Source organism: Pseudomonas sp. S5D5 (genome assembly GCF_003013355.1).
In the GTDB taxonomy this organism is placed as follows: Bacteria; Pseudomonadota; Gammaproteobacteria; order Pseudomonadales; family Pseudomonadaceae; genus Aquipseudomonas; species Aquipseudomonas aylmerensis.
This window is the reverse complement of record NZ_PTEO01000001.1, coordinates 4,392,418-4,412,641: the sequence shown is the minus strand read 5'-3', so window position 1 is coordinate 4,412,641 and position 20,224 is coordinate 4,392,418. Positions and strand designations below refer to the sequence as shown.

General features: G+C 64.9%; 16 protein-coding genes. 9 read left to right on the top strand and 7 right to left on the bottom strand.

Features of this window, described 5'->3' with window-relative positions; translation table 11 throughout:
• Positions 1 to 18: 18 nt before the first annotated feature.
• Together mug and C9990_RS19860 are read right to left on the bottom strand one after the other, a co-directional pair.
• The gene (gene mug / locus C9990_RS19865; RefSeq protein WP_106804403.1) at positions 19 to 531 is read right to left on the bottom strand and encodes a G/U mismatch-specific DNA glycosylase; all 513 of its coding nucleotides are present in this window, start codon (positions 529 to 531) and stop codon (positions 19 to 21) included.
• Positions 528 to 1,526, bottom strand: a complete 999-nt coding sequence (locus C9990_RS19860) for an AraC family transcriptional regulator (protein ID WP_106805690.1) — start codon at positions 1,524 to 1,526, stop codon at positions 528 to 530. Before C9990_RS19860 ends, mug begins: the two co-directional genes overlap by 4 nt.
• A 64-nt stretch (positions 1,527 to 1,590) precedes the next feature.
• Between C9990_RS19860 and C9990_RS19855 the strand changes: the two genes are divergently transcribed.
• A complete protein-coding gene (locus C9990_RS19855) occupies positions 1,591 to 2,817 on the top strand; it encodes an MFS transporter (protein WP_106804402.1) in 1,227 nt (408 codons plus the stop codon).
• Positions 2,818 to 2,829: 12 nt separating this feature from the next.
• Here the strand turns inward: C9990_RS19855 and C9990_RS19850 are convergent, their stop codons facing one another.
• Complete coding sequence (locus tag C9990_RS19850) at positions 2,830 to 3,303, bottom strand: MarR family winged helix-turn-helix transcriptional regulator (protein WP_256595119.1); 474 nt, start codon at positions 3,301 to 3,303, stop codon at positions 2,830 to 2,832.
• A 275-nt stretch (positions 3,304 to 3,578) separates the two neighbouring features.
• On the opposite strand from C9990_RS19850, the gene C9990_RS19845 reads away from it, so the two are divergent.
• From C9990_RS19845 to yghU, 4 genes are read left to right on the top strand one after another with little or no spacing between them, the layout of a single operon-like run.
• Positions 3,579 to 6,758 carry an efflux RND transporter permease subunit gene (locus C9990_RS19845; RefSeq protein WP_106804401.1) on the top strand — a complete coding sequence of 1,060 codons (3,180 nt, stop codon included), beginning with the start codon at positions 3,579 to 3,581 and terminating at the stop codon, positions 6,756 to 6,758.
• Between the two features lies 1 nt (position 6,759).
• On the top strand, positions 6,760 to 7,929 hold the full coding sequence (locus C9990_RS19840; RefSeq protein ID WP_106804400.1) for an efflux RND transporter periplasmic adaptor subunit: 1,170 nt from the start codon (positions 6,760 to 6,762) through the stop codon (positions 7,927 to 7,929).
• Complete coding sequence (locus C9990_RS19835; RefSeq protein WP_106804399.1) at positions 7,922 to 9,367, top strand: efflux transporter outer membrane subunit; 1,446 nt, start codon at positions 7,922 to 7,924, stop codon at positions 9,365 to 9,367. Before C9990_RS19840 ends, C9990_RS19835 begins: the two co-directional genes overlap by 8 nt.
• Positions 9,368 to 9,369: 2 nt before the next feature.
• Complete coding sequence (gene yghU / locus C9990_RS19830; RefSeq protein ID WP_106804398.1) at positions 9,370 to 10,206, top strand: glutathione-dependent disulfide-bond oxidoreductase; 837 nt, start codon at positions 9,370 to 9,372, stop codon at positions 10,204 to 10,206.
• 1,023 nt (positions 10,207 to 11,229) lie between these two features.
• On the opposite strand, the gene C9990_RS19825 is transcribed toward yghU, so the two are convergent.
• The 3 genes from C9990_RS19825 to C9990_RS19815 are packed head-to-tail and all read right to left on the bottom strand — an operon-like array spanning position 11,230 to position 13,971.
• Positions 11,230 to 12,156, bottom strand: a complete 927-nt coding sequence (locus C9990_RS19825; protein WP_106804397.1) for a sugar ABC transporter substrate-binding protein — start codon at positions 12,154 to 12,156, stop codon at positions 11,230 to 11,232.
• A 19-nt stretch (positions 12,157 to 12,175) separates the two neighbouring features.
• Positions 12,176 to 12,955, bottom strand: a complete 780-nt coding sequence (locus C9990_RS19820) for a TIM barrel protein (RefSeq protein WP_106804396.1) — start codon at positions 12,953 to 12,955, stop codon at positions 12,176 to 12,178.
• The gene (locus C9990_RS19815) at positions 12,952 to 13,971 is read right to left on the bottom strand and encodes a Gfo/Idh/MocA family oxidoreductase (RefSeq protein ID WP_106804395.1); all 1,020 of its coding nucleotides are present in this window, start codon (positions 13,969 to 13,971) and stop codon (positions 12,952 to 12,954) included. The genes C9990_RS19820 and C9990_RS19815 overlap by 4 nt, the downstream gene beginning before the upstream one ends.
• A 184-nt stretch (positions 13,972 to 14,155) precedes the next feature.
• On the opposite strand from C9990_RS19815, the gene C9990_RS19810 reads away from it, so the two are divergent.
• Positions 14,156 to 16,120, top strand: coding sequence for a sigma-54-dependent Fis family transcriptional regulator (locus tag C9990_RS19810; RefSeq protein WP_106804394.1), 1,965 nt, complete (start codon positions 14,156 to 14,158; stop codon positions 16,118 to 16,120).
• Between the two features lie 245 nt (positions 16,121 to 16,365).
• On the opposite strand, the gene C9990_RS19805 is transcribed toward C9990_RS19810, so the two are convergent.
• Positions 16,366 to 17,415, bottom strand: coding sequence for a LacI family DNA-binding transcriptional regulator (locus C9990_RS19805; protein ID WP_065905835.1), 1,050 nt, complete (start codon positions 17,413 to 17,415; stop codon positions 16,366 to 16,368).
• Between the two features lie 162 nt (positions 17,416 to 17,577).
• Between C9990_RS19805 and C9990_RS19800 the strand changes: the two genes are divergently transcribed.
• The 3 genes from C9990_RS19800 to C9990_RS19790 are packed head-to-tail and all read left to right on the top strand — an operon-like array spanning position 17,578 to position 20,224.
• A complete protein-coding gene (locus C9990_RS19800) occupies positions 17,578 to 18,672 on the top strand; it encodes a fatty acid desaturase family protein (protein WP_106804393.1) in 1,095 nt (364 codons plus the stop codon).
• A gap of 29 nt (positions 18,673 to 18,701) precedes the next feature.
• Positions 18,702 to 19,028 carry a MocE family 2Fe-2S type ferredoxin gene (locus C9990_RS19795; protein ID WP_065905839.1) on the top strand — a complete coding sequence of 109 codons (327 nt, stop codon included), beginning with the start codon at positions 18,702 to 18,704 and terminating at the stop codon, positions 19,026 to 19,028.
• Positions 19,025 to 20,224 (top strand): NAD(P)/FAD-dependent oxidoreductase, encoded by a 1,200-nt coding sequence (locus C9990_RS19790; RefSeq protein ID WP_106804392.1) that lies wholly within the window; start codon positions 19,025 to 19,027, stop codon positions 20,222 to 20,224. Before C9990_RS19795 ends, C9990_RS19790 begins: the two co-directional genes overlap by 4 nt.

Here is a 20,224-nt window from a genome sequence, read left to right as displayed (position 1 = left end):
GGTGATGGGCCGAAGAGATTAAGGGCAATCGCTTGCCCTGCGCAATTGCTGATACGCCTGCACCAACTGCTCCAGGCTGAACGCCAGGTTGCGCCCACTCGGGTTGGGCAACACCCACACCGACGCACCGCCCAGCAGCTGCGGCTGCAACCCCCAGGCAATCTCGCGCTGAGCGGACAAGGCCCTGTAGCCGGCCTTGCCGAGGAAGGCGACGACACGTGGCGCATATCGGCGGATTTTTTCTTCGAAGGCCGCCGCCGCATCGGTGAATTCATGCCGGGCCAGCTCGCCTGCGCTGGCGGTGGGGCGCTCGACCACGGTGGTCAGGCCGCAGCGGTAGTGCAGCAGCGTGGGGCCGTCTTCGGGGCGGATTTCATGCGGGGTGAAACCGGCCAGGTGCAAGGTGCGCCAGAAGCGGTTGCTGCGGTTGGCAAAGTGCAGGCCGAGGGCGGCGGAGCCTTTGCCGGGGTTGATGCCGCAGAACACCACGTCCAGGTGGTCGGCGAGAATGTCTTCGAGCCGCTCGTTCATGCCGGGCTCCGCAAGCCTTGGCGGCTGGCGCCGGGCGGTTGCCCGGTGATGCGTTTATAGGCGCGGCTGAACGCCGCCTGGGAGGTGTAGCCGAGCCGCAACGCGACGGCTTCGATGGGTAAGCGCTCGAGGGTCAACCATTGGGCCGCCAGGCGCATGCGCAACTCGGTCACGTAGCGCAGCGGCGGGATGCCGAGGGTGGCCTGGAACCGATCGGCAAACACCGAGCGCGAGGTATGACACTGCGCCGCCAACTCGGCCACGCTCCAGTCACGCCCCGGTTGCTGGTGCAGGGCGAGCAGGGCGCCAGCCAGGCGCGGGTCACGCAACGCAGCCACCAGCCCCGAGGCATTGCCGCAGGCACATTCGACCCAGCCGCGCACGATCATCGCCGCCACCACATCGGCCAGGCGCGCGAGAATCCCCGCGTAACCGATACGCGCGCTGGAGACTTCGCGCTCCATCACCGCCAGGATCGGCATCAGGCCAGGGTAACGCTGGCCGCCGGCGTCGATCAGCATCAAGGCCGGCATCAGGCTGCCGAGGCCTTGCAGGCTGTCGAGTTCGAACGCCATGCAGGCGCTGAACAGCAGGGTGCAGGAGGGCGTCTCGGGCGAGGCATTCACCGCGCAGACGCTATCGCCCAGCGGCGCGGCGTCGAAGTCGGTGATGTCCTGCACGCAAGCCTGCGGGCTGGAGACCAGCGCGTGTGCGCCACCGTGGGCGATAAACAAGGCATTGCCCGCAGACAGCTCGTAGAGGCTGCCGTCTTCCAGGCGCAAGGTGGCGCACCCGGCGGCGAGAAAGTGGAAATACGCATGCCCGGGCTTGGCCGCAAAGCTTACCCCGAACACCGGCCCGGCCTGGATGCGCCGGTACTGCACGCCACTCAGGCGCATGCTGCGCAGCAGTTCATTGATCAGCTCGGAGGACACGTCAAAAGCGTTCTGGGCGGTCATGTTCGGGGTTTCGATCAAAAACTCAAGGGTTTGCATCATAGATCATCCTGAGGGCCACACCTAGACTGGCCGCCACGCTAATAGCCTGAGGATGTCTGTGATGAACGAATGTGTGTCCCATGCCCCTGTCGACAGCAGGGCCGAGCCGGCCACCCCGGCGTGGATGGCAGTGTTTTCCCTGGCGATGGGGGTGTTCGGCCTGTTGACCGCCGAATACCTGCCCGCCAGCCTGCTGACGCCGATGGCGCTGGACCTTGGCGTATCCGAAGCCCTGGCCGGGCAGGCAGTGACGGTGACGGCGGTGGTGGCGTTGTTCGCCGGCCTGCTGGTGCCGGGCCTGACCCGTGGCATCGACCGACGTCTGGTGCTGCTGGGGTTTTCCACGCTGATGATCGCGTCCAATCTGCTGGTGGCGTGCTCGTCCAGCCTGTGGGTGCTGCTGGTGATGCGCGTGCTGCTCGGTATTGCCCTTGGAGGTTTCTGGAGCATGGCGGCGGCCGTCGCGATGCGGCTGGTGCCAGCGGCGCTGTTGGCGCGTGCGCTGTCGATCATATTCAGTGGCATTGCGCTGGGCACCGTGGTTGCCGTGCCGCTGGGCAGCTACCTCGGCGGTCTCTACGGGTGGCGCAGTGCGTTTCTCGCCGCAGCGGCGGTGGGGGGAGTGACGCTGGCCTTCCAACTGTTGACGTTGCCGCGCCTGGCGCCGACTGGTACGGCGCGCCTGCGCACCGTGCTGGAGGTGCTGCTGCGTCCGGGGATCGCCATCGGCATGTTCGGCTGCGTGCTGGTACACACCGCACATTTTGCGCTCTTCACCTATATCCGGCCGTTTCTGGAAAGCACCACCGGGGTTGGCAGCGAAGGGCTGGCGCTGATGCTGCTCGGGTTCGGCGTGGCGAACTTTGCCGGCACGTTACTGGCCGGTTGGCTGCTGGTGCGCCATCCCCGTACCACCCTGGTGCTGATGCCCTTGCTGGTGGGCGTGGCCGCGCTGGCGCTGGTGCTGCTGCCGGCGTCACTGCCGGGGCAGGCGCTGCTGCTGGCGCTGTGGGGCATGGCGTTTGGTGGCGTGCCGGTCGCGTGGTCGAACTGGGTGGCCCGCGCCGTGCCGGATCAGGCCGAAAGCGCCGGCGGCATGGTGGTGGCATCGGTGCAATCGGCGATTGCCGCCGGGGCGGCAGGGGGAGGGGTGATGTTCAGTCTCAGCGGGATCAACGGAGTGTTTATCGCCGGCGGCGTGCTGATGGTGGTGGCGGCCGGGTTGATCGCGCTGCGGGTACAGGTGCCTGGGCACGCCGGCGCCGCAGGTGTGCCGCTGCATGTCTAGGCCGGGTGGGCGTCAGTCGTCTGCCTGGGCCAGCAAGGCTTGGGCAAACGCATCAGAGGCAATCAGGTCCAGGGTCTGGCGCAGCTGTGCCGCGGCTTCACGGCCGAAGGCGAGGTCAAAGCGCTCGGCCATTTTGTTCGAAATGCGCTTGGCGGCCGCATGGGTCTGCACGCCTTGCTCAGTCAGCAGCACGCGCCGCGTGCGGCGGTCGAGTTCGTCCACGCGCAACTCCACCAGCCCATCGCGCACCAGCGGCTTGAGTGTGTGGCCGAGTGCCGAGAGGTCCATCACCAGGGTTTGCGCCAGCTCGCTCATCTTCGGCGTGCCGGCCTTGGCGATATGGTTGAGCACCGCGTACTGGGTGGCTTTCAACCCGCAGGGCGCGTAGGCCTCGTCATAGATCTGGCCCAGGCGCCGCGAGGTGCGGCGCACGGCACCGTTTACGCAGGCGCTGGGGTTGTCTGTGCAAGGCTTGGCGGATTTCAAGGGCGGATACTCTCTGATACAAAACTCGACGCTGGCGATTATGCCTGCCAGACCTCTCAGGACAAGGCCTTTCAGACCGGAGATGCCCTTTAGATGAATACTGAGACAGCTTGAAACAAATTAGTTGCGTACGCCACTAAATTCGATATTGTGGCGTATGCCTCTTTGTGACCTGGATGTCGCTGCAAACTCCCCAGGATCCACATGGGGCGAGGCGGGAAAACGGCATGGCAACGCCTGCTGGCTCATCCAACCCCCTGTCCGGATCACCTTCTATGCTGAGCCTCGTGCGCATCGCATTGCGGCGCCCCTATACCTTCCTGGTATTGGCTATTTTCATCCTGATCATCGGCCCGCTCGCGGCCTGGCGCACGCCCACGGATATCTTCCCGGAGATCCGCATCCCGGTGATCGCGGTGATCTGGCAGTACACCGGCCTGCCGCCCGACCAGATGGCGGGGCGCATCACCTCGCCGTTCGAGCGGGTGCTGACCACCACCGTGAACGACATCCGCCATATCGAGGCGCAGTCGATGAACGGCTACGGGATCGTCAAGATCTTCTTCCAGCCGGGCGTCAACATCAGCACCGCCAACGCCCAGGTGACGTCGGTGTCCCAGGCGATCCTGCGCCAACTGCCGCCGAGTACCGTACCGCCGCTGGTGCTCAACTACAGCGCCTCTACCGTGCCCATCGTGCAACTGGCGCTGTCGGGCCCCGGCCTGAGCGAGCAGCGCCTCGGGGATATCGGCCTCAACCAGGTGCGCCTGATGCTCACCAGCGTGCCCGGTGCAGCCTTGCCTTACCCGTTCGGCGGCAAGAGTCGCCAGGTGCAGATCGACCTCGATTCGGCGCGCATGCAAGCCCGTGGCCTGTCGGCGCAGGATGTCGCCACGGCCCTGGCCACGCAGAACCTGATCACCCCGGTGGGCACGCAGAAGATCGGCAGCTACGAGTTCAACCTGCAACTGAATAACGCCCCGTCGGATTTCCATGACCTGGAAAACCTGCCGATCAAGACCGCCGACGGCACCACGGTGTTGATCCGCGACGTGGCCACCGTGCGCGACGGCAACCCGCCGCAAACCAACATCGTGCACGTCAACGGCAACCGCTCGGTGCTGCTGCCGGTGCTCAAGACCGGTTCGGCGTCGACCCTGGGCGTGGTCGCCGGGATCAAGGAAAAACTCGCCGACAACAAGGCCGCCTTGCCGCCCAACCTGAATATCGACCTGATCGGCGACCAGTCGCTGTTCGTGCGCTCGGCCATCAGCGGCGTGGCGCGTGAAGGCCTGATCGCGGCGGCGTTGACCAGCCTGATGATCCTGCTGTTTCTCGGCAGCTGGCGCTCGACGGTGATCATCGCCACCTCGATTCCGCTGGCGATCCTGGCCTCGATCGCCACGCTCTCGGCCCTCGGCGAAACCCTGAATATCATGACCCTGGGTGGCCTGGCGCTGGCGGTGGGGATCCTGGTGGACGACGCCACGGTGACCATCGAGAACATCAACTGGCACCTGGAGCAGGGCAAGCCGGTGGAGACCGCGATTCTCGACGGCGCCGCGCAGATCGTCACCCCGGCGTTCGTGTCGCTGTTGTGTATCTGCATCGTGTTCGTGCCGATGTTCTTTCTCGACGGCGTGGCGCGCTTCCTGTTTGTGCCGATGGCCGAAGCGGTGATCTTCGCCATGATTGCCTCGTTCATCCTGTCGCGAACCCTGGTGCCGACCCTCGCCAACTACCTGCTCAAACCGCATGTGCATGGCGAAGCCGGGCCTGCGCCGTCACGCAATCCGCTGGTGAATTTCCAGCGCGGTTTCGAACGGCGTTTCGAAGCGTTTCGCGAGCGTTACCACGGTGTCCTCGACACCGCCTTGCACCATCGCCGCACGGTGGTGATCGGCCTGCTGGCGTTTGTCGCGGTGTCGTTCGCGCTGGTGCCGTTCCTTGGGCGCAACTTCTTCCCCGAGGTCGATTCCGGGCTGATCCTGCTGCATGTGCGGGCGCCGGTCGGCACGCGGGTGGAAAGCAATGCGCGCCTGATCGCCGATATCGAAAACGCGATCCGGCGCAAGATTCCCGCCACCGAACTCAAGGCCCTGGTCGACAATATCGGCCTGTCCATCAGCGGCATCAACGTGGTGTACAACAACACCGGCACCGTGGGTTCCCAGGACAGCGATATCCAGATCAGCCTCAACGAAGACCACCGCCCGACCGCCGAATACATGCGCGAACTGCGCGAAACCCTGCCACGGGAATTCCCCAGCGCGGTGTTCTCGTTCCCGGCCTCGGACATCGTCGGGCAGATCCTCAACTTCGGCTCGTCGGCGCCTATCGACCTGCAGATCACCGGCAATAACCTCGCGGGCAACTTCACCTATGCGAGTGCCTTGCTGCGCGATATTCGCCGGGTGCCCGGCGTGGTGGATGCGCGCATCCAGCAGTCGCGGCAGTTGCCGACTTTCAATATCGACGTCGACCGCACCCGCGCGCAGTTGGTCGGCCTGACCGAGCGCGACGTGACCAACAGCCTGGTGGTCAACCTCGCCGGTTCCAGCCAGGTGGCGCCGACATTCTGGTTGAACCCGGCCAACGGGATTTCCTATCCGATCGTCATGCAGACCCCGCAATACAGCCTCGACACCCTGGCAGCACTGCACAACCTGCCGTTGAGCGGCAGCGCCGGCGCGGCCACCGACCAGACCCTTGGCGGCCTGGCGAACATCCAGCGCAGCCACGGCAACTCGGTGTTCACCCAGTCGGATATCCAGCCGGTGGTCGAGGTGCTCACGGCGATCCAGGACCGTGACCTGGGGGGCGTCGCGGCGGATATCCAGAAGATCATTGCGGCCCACGCCGGTGAAGTGCCGACCGGCTCCAAAGTGATCCTGCAGGGCCAGGTGCAGACCATGAACGCGGCGTTCAGCGGCTTGCTGTTCGGGCTGCTCGGCGCGGTGGTGCTGATCTACCTGCTGATCGTGGTCAACTTCCAGTCCTGGGCCGATCCGTTTGTGATCATCACCGCGTTGCCGGCGGCGCTGGCGGGCATCGTGTGGATGCTGTTCGTGACGCACACGCCGCTGTCGGTGCCGGCGCTGACGGGGGCGATCATGTGCATGGGCGTGGCCACTGCCAACGCCATCCTGGTGGTGAGCTTCTGCCGTGAACGCCTGGCGGTGCACGGCGATGCGGGACAGGCCGCCTTGGAGGCCGGCTTTACCCGTCTGCGCCCGGTGCTGATGACCGCCATCTCGATGATCATCGGCATGGCGCCGATGGCCCTGGGCCTGGGCGAGGGCGGCGAGCAGAACGCGCCGCTGGGCCGTGCGGTGATCGGTGGCCTGGCGTTTGCCACCGTCGCCACGTTGATTCTGGTTCCGCTGATTTTCAGTCTGGTCCACGGGCGTCGCCAGCACGCCCGGGTTGCGACCACCGTTACCCAAGGGGTTTGACATGTCCGTTGCTCTTTCCAAACCAAAGTCTTCCCGTGGCCTGCTGTGGCTGATTGTGGGCGGGGTGGTCGTGGTGCTTATCGTTGGCGTCGGCATCGGCGTGCGCGCCAGTGAGTCGCGGGACCTCAAGACCTGGACCGACGCCCAGGCCTTGCCCAGCGTGACCCTGATCAAACCGGTGGTCATCGCCCAGGGCCCGGTGCTCAATCTGCCGGGGCGCATGGAGGCATATTCGCGCGCGTCGATCTTTGCGCGGGTCAATGGCTACCTGAAATCCTGGAACGTCGACATCGGCACTCGCGTCAAGGCCGGGCAGGTGCTCGCTGAAATTGACACCCCCGAACTCGATCAGCAGTTGCTGCAGGCCCGCGCCACGCTGGCGTCGGCCCAGGCCGATGCGAACCTGGCCCAGACCACCGCCAAGCGCTGGCAGGCCATGCTGTCGACCGATTCGGTGTCGCGCCAGGACGTCGATGAGCGCACCGGTGACCTGACCGCCAAGCAGGCCAAGGTGGCGGCGGCCAAGGCGAACGTCGACCAATTGGTCGCGACCAAGGGCTTCCAGCGCCTGGTGGCACCCTTTGCCGGGGTGGTCACCGCGCGCAGCACGGATGTCGGCGCGTTGATCAGCGCCGGCGGCACGGCCGGCAAAGAGCTGTTCGCGGTGGCCGATGTCAGCCGCCTGCGCGTCTACGTACAAGTGCCGCAGACCTTCTCACCGCAGATCCGCGAAGGCACCACTGCGCGCTTGAGCGTGCCGGAATACCGTGGCGAAACCTTCACCGGCAAGGTGATCGCCACCGCCGATGCGGTGAACGCGGCGTCCGGCAGCACTCTCGTGCAGCTGCTGGTCGACAACCCGGGTGGACGGCTCTTGCCCGGCGGCTACACCAGCGTGCAGTTCGACCTGCCGGTGCAGGCCGACGTGGTGCGCGTGCCGTCCAGCGCGTTGGTGTTCGATGACAAGGGCATGCGCGTCGCGACCCTGGATGCGCAGGACCACGTGCGTTTCAAGACCGTGAGCATCGCCCGCGACTTTGGCGACAGCGTGGAAATCGCCAGTGGCCTGCAGGCCGCCGACCGCGTGATCGACACGCCGCCGGATGGCCTTGCCGATGATGATGCGGTGCAATTGGCCGCCGCGCCTGTCGAGGTCAAACCCCATGGCTAAGCCTACGTTGCTGGCCCTGGCCGCCTGCCTGGGCCTGGGCGCCTGTTCCCTCGCACCACCGCTCAAGGTGCCGCCCACGCCGGTGGCGGCGCAGTTCCGCACCCAAGGCCCATGGACCGTCGCCAGCCCCGACGACCAGGCCAACCGTGACGGCTGGTGGCGCCTCTACAACGACCCGCAGCTGGAGACGATGGAGCAACAGTTGCTGCGCAATAACCCGGACCTCAGCGCGGCGCTGGCGCACTATCAGCAAGCGCAGGGCTATGTGGCCCAGGCGCGCTCGGGGCTGTTCCCGACGGTGTCGGCGATTGGCAACGGCCAGCGCATTCGCCAGTCGGACACCAAGCCGCTGCGCTCGGCGACCTCGCCGGATATCTACAACTCCGCGACCCTGGGCGTGGAGGTCGACTATGAAGTCGACTTGTGGGGCCGCGTGCGCGACACCGTCGCCGCCGGCACCAGCGATTCCGAAGCGGCCAAGGCCGACCTCGCCTCGGTGCGCCTGAGCCTGCAGGCGCAACTGGCCGACAGTTACCTGCGCCTGCGCGGCATCGACTGGCAGAACCAACTGCTGGCGCAGAGCCGCGACGCCTACGCCAAGGCCTTGAGCCTGACCGAAGGCCTGCACGGCGGCGGCATCGTCTCCGGGCTGGATGTGGCGCGGGCGCGCACGCAGCTGTCGACGGTCAAGTCACAGTTGAGCCAGAGCCAGGTGCAGCGCGCGCTGCTCGAGCATTCGATCGCGGCGATGCTCGGCGAGTCGGCGTCGACCTATAGCGTGGCGGTGAATGTCGCGCCGATAGCCTTGCCGACGGTGCCGACCGGCGTGCCGTCCAGCCTGTTGCAACGGCGCCCGGATATCGCCGCTGCCGAGCGCCGGATCGCGGCCGCCAATGCGCGTATCGGCGTGGCCAAGGCCGCGTGGTTTCCGCAGATCACCCTGAGTGCGCAGGGCGGTTATCAAAGTGATGAGTTTGCCCACCTGCTGAGTGCGCCGAACCTGTTCTGGGCGATTGGCCCGTCGCTGGTGGGCACGCTGTTCGACGGCGGCGCGCGCCAGGCGCAGGTGGACATTGCCGAGGCTGCCACCGATGAAGCGGCGGCCAAATACCGTGGCGTGGTGTTGGCGGCGTTCGAGCAGGTCGAAGACAACCTGTCGCAGCTCGCCGGCCTGGGCGCGGCCCTGGAGGATCAACGTGATGCTGCCGCTGCGGCGCAATACGCCGAGGACCTGTCCACCTCGCGTTACCGCCAGGGCGCGGTGGCCTATCTGGACGTGGTGACCGCCCAGGTGGCGGCGCTGGACGCCAAGCGCAGTGTATTGCAACTGCAAACCCAGCAATTGAGCGCTAATGTGGGCCTGATCAAGGCCCTGGGCGGCGGATGGAACGTGGCCCAACTGGCGACATCGAACAGTACTGAAACCAAGGAGAAGTAAGCATGACCGACTACGTACCCCCGAAGGTCTGGACCTGGGACACCGAAAGTGGCGGCACCTTCGCCAGTATCAACCGGCCCATCGCCGGCGCGACGCACGAAAAGGTCTTGCCGGTGGGCAAGCACCCGCTGCAGCTGTACTCCCTGGCCACGCCCAACGGGCAGAAGGTCACCATCCTGCTGGAAGAGCTGCTGGCCCTGGGGCACACCGGCGCGGAATACGACGCCTGGCTGATCAAGATCGGCGACGGCGACCAGTTCGGCAGCGGCTTTGTCGCGGTCAACCCGAATTCGAAGATTCCGGCCTTGATGGATCACAGCGGTGCGCAGCCGATCCGCGTGTTCGAGTCCGGCGCGATCCTGCAGTACCTGGCGGAGAAGTTCGGGGCATTCTTCCCGACAGAGCCCGCCGCGCGTGCCGAGTGCCTGTCGTGGCTGTTCTGGCAGATGGGCAGCGCGCCGTACCTGGGCGGTGGTTTCGGGCATTTCTATGCCTATGCGCCGAGCAAGATGGAGTACGCGATCAACCGCTTTGCCATGGAAACCAAGCGGCAGCTGGATGTGCTGGACCAGCGCCTGGCGGTGAGCGAGTACATTGCCGGGGATGAATACACCATCGCCGATATTGCGATCTGGCCCTGGTATGGCGGGTTGGTCAAAGGCCGCTTGTATGGGGAATCGGCGGAGTTCTTGTCGGTGCATGAATACAAGCACGTACTGCGCTGGGCCGAGGCGATCGAAGCGCGACCTGCCGTGCAGCGCGGGCGGCGGGTGAACCGAGTTTCAGGGGCGCCGGAAGAGCAGCTGGCAGAGCGGCACGCTGCGAGTGATCTGGACTGATAGTAGGTGAACGTGTGGCAGGCCTAATTCCTTTGCCTGACACAATTCCACTGTGGGAGCGGGCTTGCCCGCGAAGGCGGTGGGTCAGTCAAACATGATGTGGCTGATCGACCGCTTTCGCAGGCAAGCCAGCTCCCACACTTATTTGTGGTTGGGCTGAATTCTGTGGCTGGCTCAGTTCCCACAGTTTGTGGAGGGCTGGCCTATTTCCTGTGTCTGGCACAGTTCCACTGTGGGAGCGGGCTTGCCCGCGAAGGCGGTGGGTCAGTCAACCATGATGCAGCTGACCCACCGCCTTCGCAGGCAAGCCAGCTCCCACACTTATTTGTGGTTGGACTGAATTCTGTGCCTGGCTCAGTTCCCACAGTTTGTGAAGGGGCAGGCCTGATTCCTGTGCCTGGCTCACCTCCCACAGTTTGTGGAGGGCTGGCCTGATTCCTTTGCCTCACACAGTTCCACTGTGGGAGCGGGCTTGCTCGCGAAGGCGGTGTGTCAGTCAACCATGATGCAGCTGACCCACCGCCTTCGCAGGCAAGCCAGCTCCCACACTGATTTGTGGCTGGACTGAATTCTGTGCCTGGCTCAGTTCCCACAGTGTGTGGAGGGGCTGACCTGATTCCTGTGCCTGACACAGTTCCATTGTGGGAGCGGGCTTGCCCGCGAAGGCGGTGAGTCAGTCAACCATGATGCAGTTGACCCACCGCCTTCGCAGGCAAGCCAGCTCCCACACTGATTTGTGGCTGGACTGAATTCTGTGCCTGGCTCAGTTCCCCCAGTGTGTGGAGGGGCTGACCTGATTCCTGTGCCTGACACAGTTCCACTGTGGGAGCGGGCTTGCTCGCGAAGGCGCTGTGTCAGTCAACCATGATGCAGCTGACCCACCGCCTTCGCAGGCAAGCCAGCTCCCACACTGATTTGTGGCTGGACTGAATTCTGTGCCTGGCTCAGTTCCCACAGTTTGTGGCGGGGCTGGCCTAATTCCTGTGCCCGGTCGCTCCCGCATGTGGATCTGCATGTACCCGCCTATTTGTAGCGCTGTTCGAACACCGCCACCTGCTCGGGCTTGATCAATTCGAACGGCACCCACACTTCCGATTCAATCGGTTCACCCTTGATCATCCGGATCGCCGATTGCACCGCTTGGGTGGCCTGGGCCTTGGGGTCCTGGAACACCGAGGCAGTGAGCAACCCGCGCTTGATCGCGGCCAAGCCATCGGGCAGGCCGTCGATGCCGACGATCGCAATCTCGCCCTTGGCCTTGCCCGCCTGCTGCAATGCCATGGCGGCGCCGATCGCCATTTCATCGTTATTCGCCACGATTGCGTCGAACGGCGTGCCCGCCAGCAGCCAGTTGCTGGTCAGGTCCATGCCTTTGCTGCGTTGCCATTCGGCGCTCTGCTGCTCGACGATGTTGATACCGGGAAAGTCCTTGAGTACCTGCTTGACGCCTTCGGTGCGGTCATGGGTGGCGTTCTGCGCGAGGTCGCCCATGATGATCGCCACATTGCCCTTGCCACCGAGTTTTTCCGCCAGGTAGCGCATCTGCAGTTGCCCGGCCTCGATATCGTTGGAGGCCACGGTGACCACGCCCTTGGGCAGCGAGCGTTCGTCCGGGTGACGGTTGACGTACACCAGCGGGATTTTGCTGGCGACGGCGGCGCGGGTCATGTTGGCGGTGGCCGAGGTGTCGACCGGCAGCACGATGACCGCATCGACTTTCTGGTTGAGGAAGCCTTCGACCTGGTTGAGTTGGCGCACCACATCACCCTGGGCGTCCTCGAACTGGATCTGCACGTCCTGTTGTTTGGCGGCGGCTTCCAGGCCGGTGCGCACGTAGGTCATGAAGTTGTCGTCGACCCGCGCGATGCTCACGCCGATGCGGTACGCGGCGAAGCTCCATTGGCTGAACAGCAGTAGAAACGCGGCAACGATCAATGAATAGCGATGCATGAGAATGTTCCTTTTATTGTTATAGGGTGAACGCTTGACGGAACCGTTCCAGGGCCAGCTCGCTGTCGCCGCTGGCCCAGCCTTCGAGGCCGACCACGCCGGTGTAACCCATGGCGTGCAAGGCCCTGGCGATGGCCGGGTAGTGGATCTCGCCGGTGCCCGGCTCCTGGCGCCCGGGCACGTCGGCTACCTGGATTTCACCGATGGCGCTGCCGGCACGCTGGATCAGTTCGATCAGGTTGCCTTCGCCGATCTGCGCGTGGTACAGGTCCAGGTTCATCTTCAAGTGCGGGCTGCCAACGGCTTCGATCAGCGCCAGGGTCTCGTCGGCGCGGGCGAACGGCACACCAGGGTGGTCGACCTCGGTGTTGAGGTTTTCCAGCAGGAACACACGACCGGCGTCTTCGCCCAGGCGTGCGATTTTTTCCAGGGTCTTGCACGCGCTCAGCCACATGCGCCCGGTGGTCTGGTTGACGGGCCGCACCGGCAGGCCGCCTTCACCCAGTCCGGTACCGTGCAGGTTGAGGCTCGGGCAGTTCAGCTGCGCGGCCACACCCAGGGACTCGCGTGCGCTGTCGAGCAATGACCGGATGCCGTCGGGGTCGGTGAGGGTGCCGCTGATATAGCCGGTCATGGAGGTGAAGTCAGCGCCGGTGGCGGCCAGTGCGGCGATATCCTTGTCGGTCCAGCTCCAGATTTCGGCGCTGAAACCCAGTGCATGAATGCGCTGTACGCGTTCGACAAACGGCAGGTCGAGAAACACCATCTCCGCGCTGATCGCCAGTTTGAACGGGATCATCGGCGGGCTCCCTGCACGGCCACGGCCTTGCCGGTTTCGAACGACTCGATGCAGGCGCGGGCAATTGCCAGGGCTGCGCGCGCGTCTTCGCCGCTGGCCAGGGGCTGGGCGCCGGTGCGCAGGCAGTCGACAAAATGGTTGAGCTCGGCGATGTAGGCGTCGCGCAACAGGTCAGTGTCCATGCGCTGCGTGTCGGCCTGGATGCCCTCGGCGAGGTAGCGCACCAGGTCCGACTCGTTGAGGCTGCCCATGCTCAGCATGCCCGCGCTGCCGAACACTTCGCCGCGCACGTCGTAGCCATACACCGCCTGGAAGTTGGCTTCGGCGGTGGCAATCGCACCGTTGTCAAAGCGGATCGCAACCACGGCGGTGTCGAGGAACCCTTTGCTTTTGTATTCCGGGGCGATCAGCGCATCGGCCATCACATACACCTGCAGCGCTTCGGCGCCGGGGTTGAGGTAGCGCAGGGTGTCGAAGTCGTGGATCAGGGTTTCCAGGAAGATCACCCACTGCGGCGAGTTGGCCGGGTTGTTCAGCGCCGGGTCGCGGGTCAACGAGCGCAACAGCTGCGGTGTGCCGATACGGCCGGCCGCCACGTCGAGGTGCGCGGTGCGAAAGCTCTTGGCGAATCGTCGGTTGAACCCGACCTGTAGCGGAACCTGCGCATCGGCAGCGGCAGCGATGGCGCGGTCGGCTTCATCGAGGGTGATGGCCATGGGTTTTTCACAGAAGATGCCCTTGCCGGCGCGCGCGGCGCGGATCACCAGTTCGGCATGGCTGCGGGCCGGGGCGGCGATGAGCACGCCGTCAATGTCCGGGTCGTCGAGCAACTGCTGCGGGTCGGTGTAGACCTTCTCCACCCCCAGTTCCGCTGCCAGGCGTGCGGCTTGGCCTGGGGTCGGGTCGGCAATGGCGGCCAGGCAGGCGCCGGGGATATGCCGGGCGGCGGTAAGGCCGTGAAAGCTGCCCATGCGACCGGCACCGATCAAACCCAGGCGGATGTTCTGTGTACTCATGAAGTGACCCCTTTTTTATTGTTGGCCCCAGGACGGTCCTGGCAGGCATGGGGTCAGGAGCAAAGCCTGTGCCAATTAACAAGTTATTGATGTGTAAGGATTAATTAATCGAAAGAAACAAAATGTGTTCATTCTGATGACATGTCTATACTGACATGTCAAAAATCTACACATGGATAATCCGATGAGCATGGCGTTCAGTGTGCAAGACCTCGACTACCTCACGGCCCTGGGCCCGGCGGCGCTCAACGACGGCCCGGTGGCCGCGCTGGAGCACGCGTGGCAGGCTTGCCGGAGTGGCCAGGTCGAACGCCCGGCGGCGGTCCGCCAGGTGATTTGGGATTCATGGCGGCGCAGCGTCGAGGCCGGGATCGACCCGGCAGACAACGCCTACCGCTTTGCCAGCGCCGATACGCTTGCCGCCACCCTGGCCAGCCATCGCGTGCTGATCGCCGCAGCAGCGCAAGTCATGCATGGGCTGCTGGCCTACAACCCGCGCGGCCACATCAATCTCACCGATGCCGATGGCACCACCCTGTATTTCTGTGGGCTGGATATCACCCCCGTTGGCAGTCGCCTGCTCGAGTCGGTCCAGGGCACCAACTGCACCGGCCTGGCGCTGGCCGAGGACCACCTGGTGTACGTGCTGGCCGAGGAAAACTTCGCCAGCGGCCTGCGCCAGCGCCGCATGCACTGCGCCGCGGCGCCGATCAAAAACGCCCAGGGCCAGACGCTGGCCATGCTGACCCTGACCGCCGAACCCGGCTGGTTTCACTTTCATACCCTGGGCACGGTGCAGGCGGCGGCCGAGGCGGTGTCGCGGCAAATGGCCCTGCAAGGGTTGTTGGAAGAACAGCAAACAGTGCTCGAAGTGCTCAACGAAGGCTTGGTGGTACTGGATGAGCGCGGCTGTATCAAGGCCCTCAACCGTTATGCCCGACAGTTGTTCGGCGTGGGGCTGGAACTGCTTGGCCAGCCCTTCCAGCGCCTGGGCCGCAGTGAATTGAGCGACGCGCTGGGTGAGGCGGTTCGCGATCTTGACTGCACCTTTCACCTGCACAACCGCAGCCAACTTGCGTGCCTGGTCTCGGTGTGCCCGCTGGAGCAGGGCGGGGTGATCGTGTCCCTGCGCGAAAACCGGCGCATCCGCGAGATCACCCGGCGCATCGTCGGCACCCAGGCGAGCTACACCTTCGACACCATCCAGGGCACCTCGCGGGCCATCCAGGACGCGCTGCACCTGGGGCGCATCGCCAGTCGCAGCGAGTCCACCACGCTGATCCTCGGCGAAAGCGGGACCGGCAAGGAGCTGTTCGCCCAGGCCATCCACAATGCCAGCGACCGCGCCAATGGCCCGTTTGTGGCGGTCAATTGCGGCGCGATCCCACGGGACCTGGTGCAAAGCGAACTGTTTGGCCACGTCGAAGGGGCCTTCACCGGCTCGGCCCGTGGCGGCTCGGCGGGCAAGTTCGAACTGGCGGATGGCGGCACGATTTTTCTCGACGAAATCGGCGACATGTCCTTCGACGCCCAGGTCAGCCTGTTGCGAGTGTTGCAGGAGGGCGAAATCACCCGCGTCGGTGCAAAGAACTCGCGGCAGGTGGACGTGCGCATCATCGCCGCCACCCACCGCAACCTCAGCCAGGCAGTGGCCGAGGGTGCATTCCGTGAAGACCTCTACTACCGTCTCAATGTGCTGAACCTGACCGTGCCGCCCCTGCGCATGCGCCGTGAAGATATCCCGTTGCTGGCGCGGCACTTTCTTGCGCGCTGTGCGCGTTCGCTGCGTAAAACGGTGCAGGGCTTTTCCCCAGAGGCGCTGGAAATGCTCTCGGCCTACGCCTGGCCGGGCAATGTGCGTGAGCTGGAAAACAGCGTCGAGCGCGCCACCAACCTGGCGACGGGCGAACTGATCCAGGCGGCCGATCTACCCCTGGAAACCAGACCGCGCGCCACGCTGCGCCACTACGAACCCCAGCCCGCCCAGGACCTGAGCAGCCACGAAATGCACGCCATCGTCGCCGCACTCACCACCACCCGCGGCAACATCCGCCTGGCCGCGCGGCAACTGAACGTGTCGCGGGGTGGGCTGTACAACAAGATGGGCCGGTTTGGCCTGAGTGCCGCAGATTTTCGCAGCCCCCTGTAGGCGTGGGCAGGTAAGGATCGATGGCGCGGTCTTTGGCTGAACTGCGGGGCAGCGCACCCCAAGATGCTCCGAACACAGAGCCACCCTAAACGCAGACGGGCCACCGATTCCAGCAGCGGTGAGGATTGTCCCAGATGGCCTTGCTGGCCCCTTACAAACCATGAAAAAACGCTACCCACCGATCGTTCCCGCGCTCTGCGTGGGAATGCCTCCACGGACGCTCCGCGTCCCCCAAGCACCAGCCCTCAAGCCCCCATGTTCTCCGACGTCACGATCTGCGGCGCTATATGCACTCGATGCCGCAGCGGATCAAACCCTTCGCCACTTTGCAATTGCACCAGCAACTGCACCAGTGCGTGCGCCGTCTGCCGGGGCTGTGAGTCCATCACCACATCGATCAGGCCCTGGCTCAGTGCCTGGCGGGACAGCGCGGTGGACTCCTGCAGGATGCTGCACAGCGTCGGGCGCTTGGGCAGTTGCGCCAGGGCGTTGATCACGCCGTCGCCGCCACCGCCGACCACGCACAGGCCGCGCAGGTCGGTGTGGCGGGTGAGCAGGTCGAGGGTGGCTTCTTCGGTGATATCGCAGTTGTCGAGGTTGATCAGCGGCTCAAGTGGCTTGAGGCCCGGCGCGTGTTCGGCGAGGTAGCTGTGCAGGCCTTCGACCCGCGCCTGGTGACCGAGGAAACGGTGGCCACCCAACAGGATCCCGACGCTGCCTTTGCGCGCGCCGCAGGTGCGGGCGAGCAGCCAGCCCATGGTGCGTCCGACCACGTGATTGTCCTGGCCGACATAGGGCTCGACGCCGTGTTCATGGATATCCGAAAGCAACGCAACCACCGGCACGCCGGCCGCACGGATTTGCGCCAGGCAGGCGTTGATCAGCGGATGGGCAAAGCTGACCACCGCGAGCGCATCGCATTGCACGGCGAGTTGCTCGATCTGCGCGACGATGGCGCTGGGTGTGCGGTCGTTGATGTAGTCGAACTGACAGGTCAGGTTGGCCGTGGCGTGGTGCTGCGCGGCGTCGCTGATCGAGTGTGCGAGGTTGGCGTAGAACGCCTGCGCGGTGCCCAGCAGCAGGATGCCGAAGCGGTAGGTGGGACGGCGTTCGCGAATGCGTTGGCCGATCAGTCGCGCGGCGAAATAGCCCACGGCTTCGGCGGCCTGGAACACCTGTTCGGCAGTGTCCGGGTTGACCGGCGCGCGGGCATTCAGGACCCGGTCGACGGTGGCCACACTGAGGCCCGCCTGGGCGGCCACGGTGGCGATGGTTGGGCGTTTATTGTTGTTCATGACAGGCCCCTTGAGCGTCTTGATAGAAAACTATCAAGCCCCGCTGGGCCTGGATGATAGCTTGATAGGGAATGGATTCAAGGCCTTGAGGGTGATTTACCCAGGCTCTATGGTTTCTTTCGCAAGGCACCTGAACACCCACGCTTGCGGAGAACAATAACAATGCCTGGACACACCGCTCATCCCACCCGTCGTGACTACAGCCTGACCGGCCCTGAGGCTGCCCGCGCGGCGGAAAAAGGCCTGGTCTCGGCCAGTTGGTACCAATCGCCGATTTCGCGTAAACGCATGAAAGAATTGATGCAGCGCCGCGACGGCCCGGCCTTGCTCGACACCGCTCTCTGGATCTCGGCGTTGCTGGTCACCGGCTTTGGCGGCTACTGGTTCTGGGGCTCATGGGCCTGCGTACCGTTCTTCATGGCCTACGGCGTGCTCTACGGCACGGCGTCCAACCCGCGCTGGCATGAAACCGGCCACGGCACCGCGTTCAAGACCCGCTGGATGAACGACGCGCTGTACCAGGTGGCGAGCTTCATGTGCATCTTCGAACCCCATGTGTGGCGCTGGAGCCATGCCCGGCATCACACCGACACCATCGTTGTCGGCCGCGACCCGGAGATCGTCGAGCCGCGCCCGCCCAGCCTGTGGATGATGTTTCTCAGCCTGTTCAACCTGCCGCTGGCCTGGAAAACCTTCAGTGGCGTGGCCCGCCATGCCATCGGCCAGATGAGTGCGCAGGAGCAGGACTTCATCCCCGAATCCGAGTGGCCCAAAGTGTTTCGCGCCGCGCGTATCTGGGTCGGCATTTATGCGCTGGTCATTGGCACTGCGCTGTACCTGCACAGCTGGCTGCCGCTGATGCTGGTGGGCCTGCCGAGCCTCTATGGGGCCTGGCTTGGCTACCTGTTCGGCCTCACCCAGCACGTGGGCCTGGCCGAAGATGTGCTGGACCACCGCAGCAACTGCCGCACCATCTACATGAACCGGGTGCTGCGCTTTATCTACATGGACATGAACTACCACCTCGAGCACCACATGTACCCAATGGTGCCGTACCACGCCCTGGCGCAGCTGCATGAAGAGATTCGTGGCGACTGCCCGCCGCCGTACGCGAATATCCTCGAGGCGTACAAAGAGATCCTGCCGACGATCTGGAAGCAGCGCAGCGATCCCACGTACTTCGTGCAACGCCCGATTGGCCAGCGTACCGAGCCCGCCGCCACGACCGCCGTGCATGCAGAAGCCACTGCAGGCTGAGCCCCTTTAAAAAACAAGAGATAATCGCCATGAACGATCAATGGATCGACGTCTGCGCCGTGGGCGAAATAGACGAAGAAGACGTGATGCGCTTCGACCACGGACCACATACCTATGCGGTGTATCGCTCGGCCGAGAATGAATTTTTCGCCACCGCCGGCCTGTGCACCCACGAAAAAATCCACCTCGCCGACGGCCTGGTGATGGACCACGTGATCGAGTGCCCCAAGCACAACGGGCGTTTCGACTACCGCTCCGGCAAGGCCCTCGGCGCGCCGGTCTGCGTCAATCTCAAGACTTATCCGGTGCGGGTCGAAGCGGGGCGGGTGTTGCTCGCCGTCACGGCCGCAGGATGAACGACGCCCTGATCATCGTCGGCGCCGGCCATGCCGGTGGCCGTGCGGCGCTGACCCTGCGCGAAGAAGGCTACACCGGGCGCCTGATCCTGATCGGCGATGAAGCGCATTTGCCCTACGAGCGCCCGCCGCTGTCCAAGGGCTTGTTGCAGGGCAGCATCGATCTGGCGGGGTGCAGCCTGTGCGACGAGGCGCGGCTGGCCGAGTTGGACATTGAACACATCGCCGGCAACCCGGTGCGCCAATTGGACCCCGCGCAGCAGCGCCTGCAATTGGCCGACGGCCAGTGGCTGGCCTATGCCGGGTTGCTGCTGGCCACCGGGGGCAGGGCACGCCGCCTGCCCCAGGCCCAGGCGAATGTGTTGTACCTGCGCACCCACGATGAAGCGCTGGCCCTGAAAGCCGCGTTGCGCCCTGGCGCTCGGCTGGTGGTGGTCGGTGGTGGCTTTATCGGCCTGGAGGTGGCGGCAACGGCGCGCAGCCTCGGGTGCGACGTCACCTTGCTGGAGGCCGGTCCACGCCTGGCCGGGCGCGTGCTGCCGCCGGTCATCTCTGAAGCCCTGCTGGACGTGCACCGCCTTCACGGCGTGGAGGTGCGCTTGAATGTGGCCCTGGAGTCCATCGACGTTGACGCGGTGGTGTTGGTCGATGGGCAACGGTTGCCCTGCGACCTGGTGGTGGTCGGTATCGGCATGCAGCCGAATATCGAATTGGCTGCAGCGGCGGGCTTGGACGTCGGGCAGGGCATTCGTGTCGACGCGCACTTGCGCACCAGCGCGCCGAATGTCTACGCGGCCGGCGATGTCTGCGAGTTTCGCCTGGACGGCCAATATCAGCGCCAGGAAACCTGGCGCAATGCCGAGGCCCAGGGCCGGCATGCCGCGCTGAACCTGCTGGGGCGCGAGCTGGCGTTCGAGTCGCTTCCCGGTTTCTGGTCCGACCAGTACGACTGGGGCTTGCAAACGGTCGGCGTGAGCACCGCGCTGACCGTCAGCCGACCCTTGCCCACGGGCGGCCTGCTGCTGTTCTACCTGGATGCCGAGCACCACCTGCAAGGCGCCTGCGGGTGGGCGCCGGGCAACAGCGTGGCCAAGGACATCAAGCTCTGCGAACGGCTGATCAGTGCACGCGTCCCGCTCAACCCCACCAGCCTGGCCGACCCCGACCTGTCGCTTAAACAATTGCTGCGAGGCTGA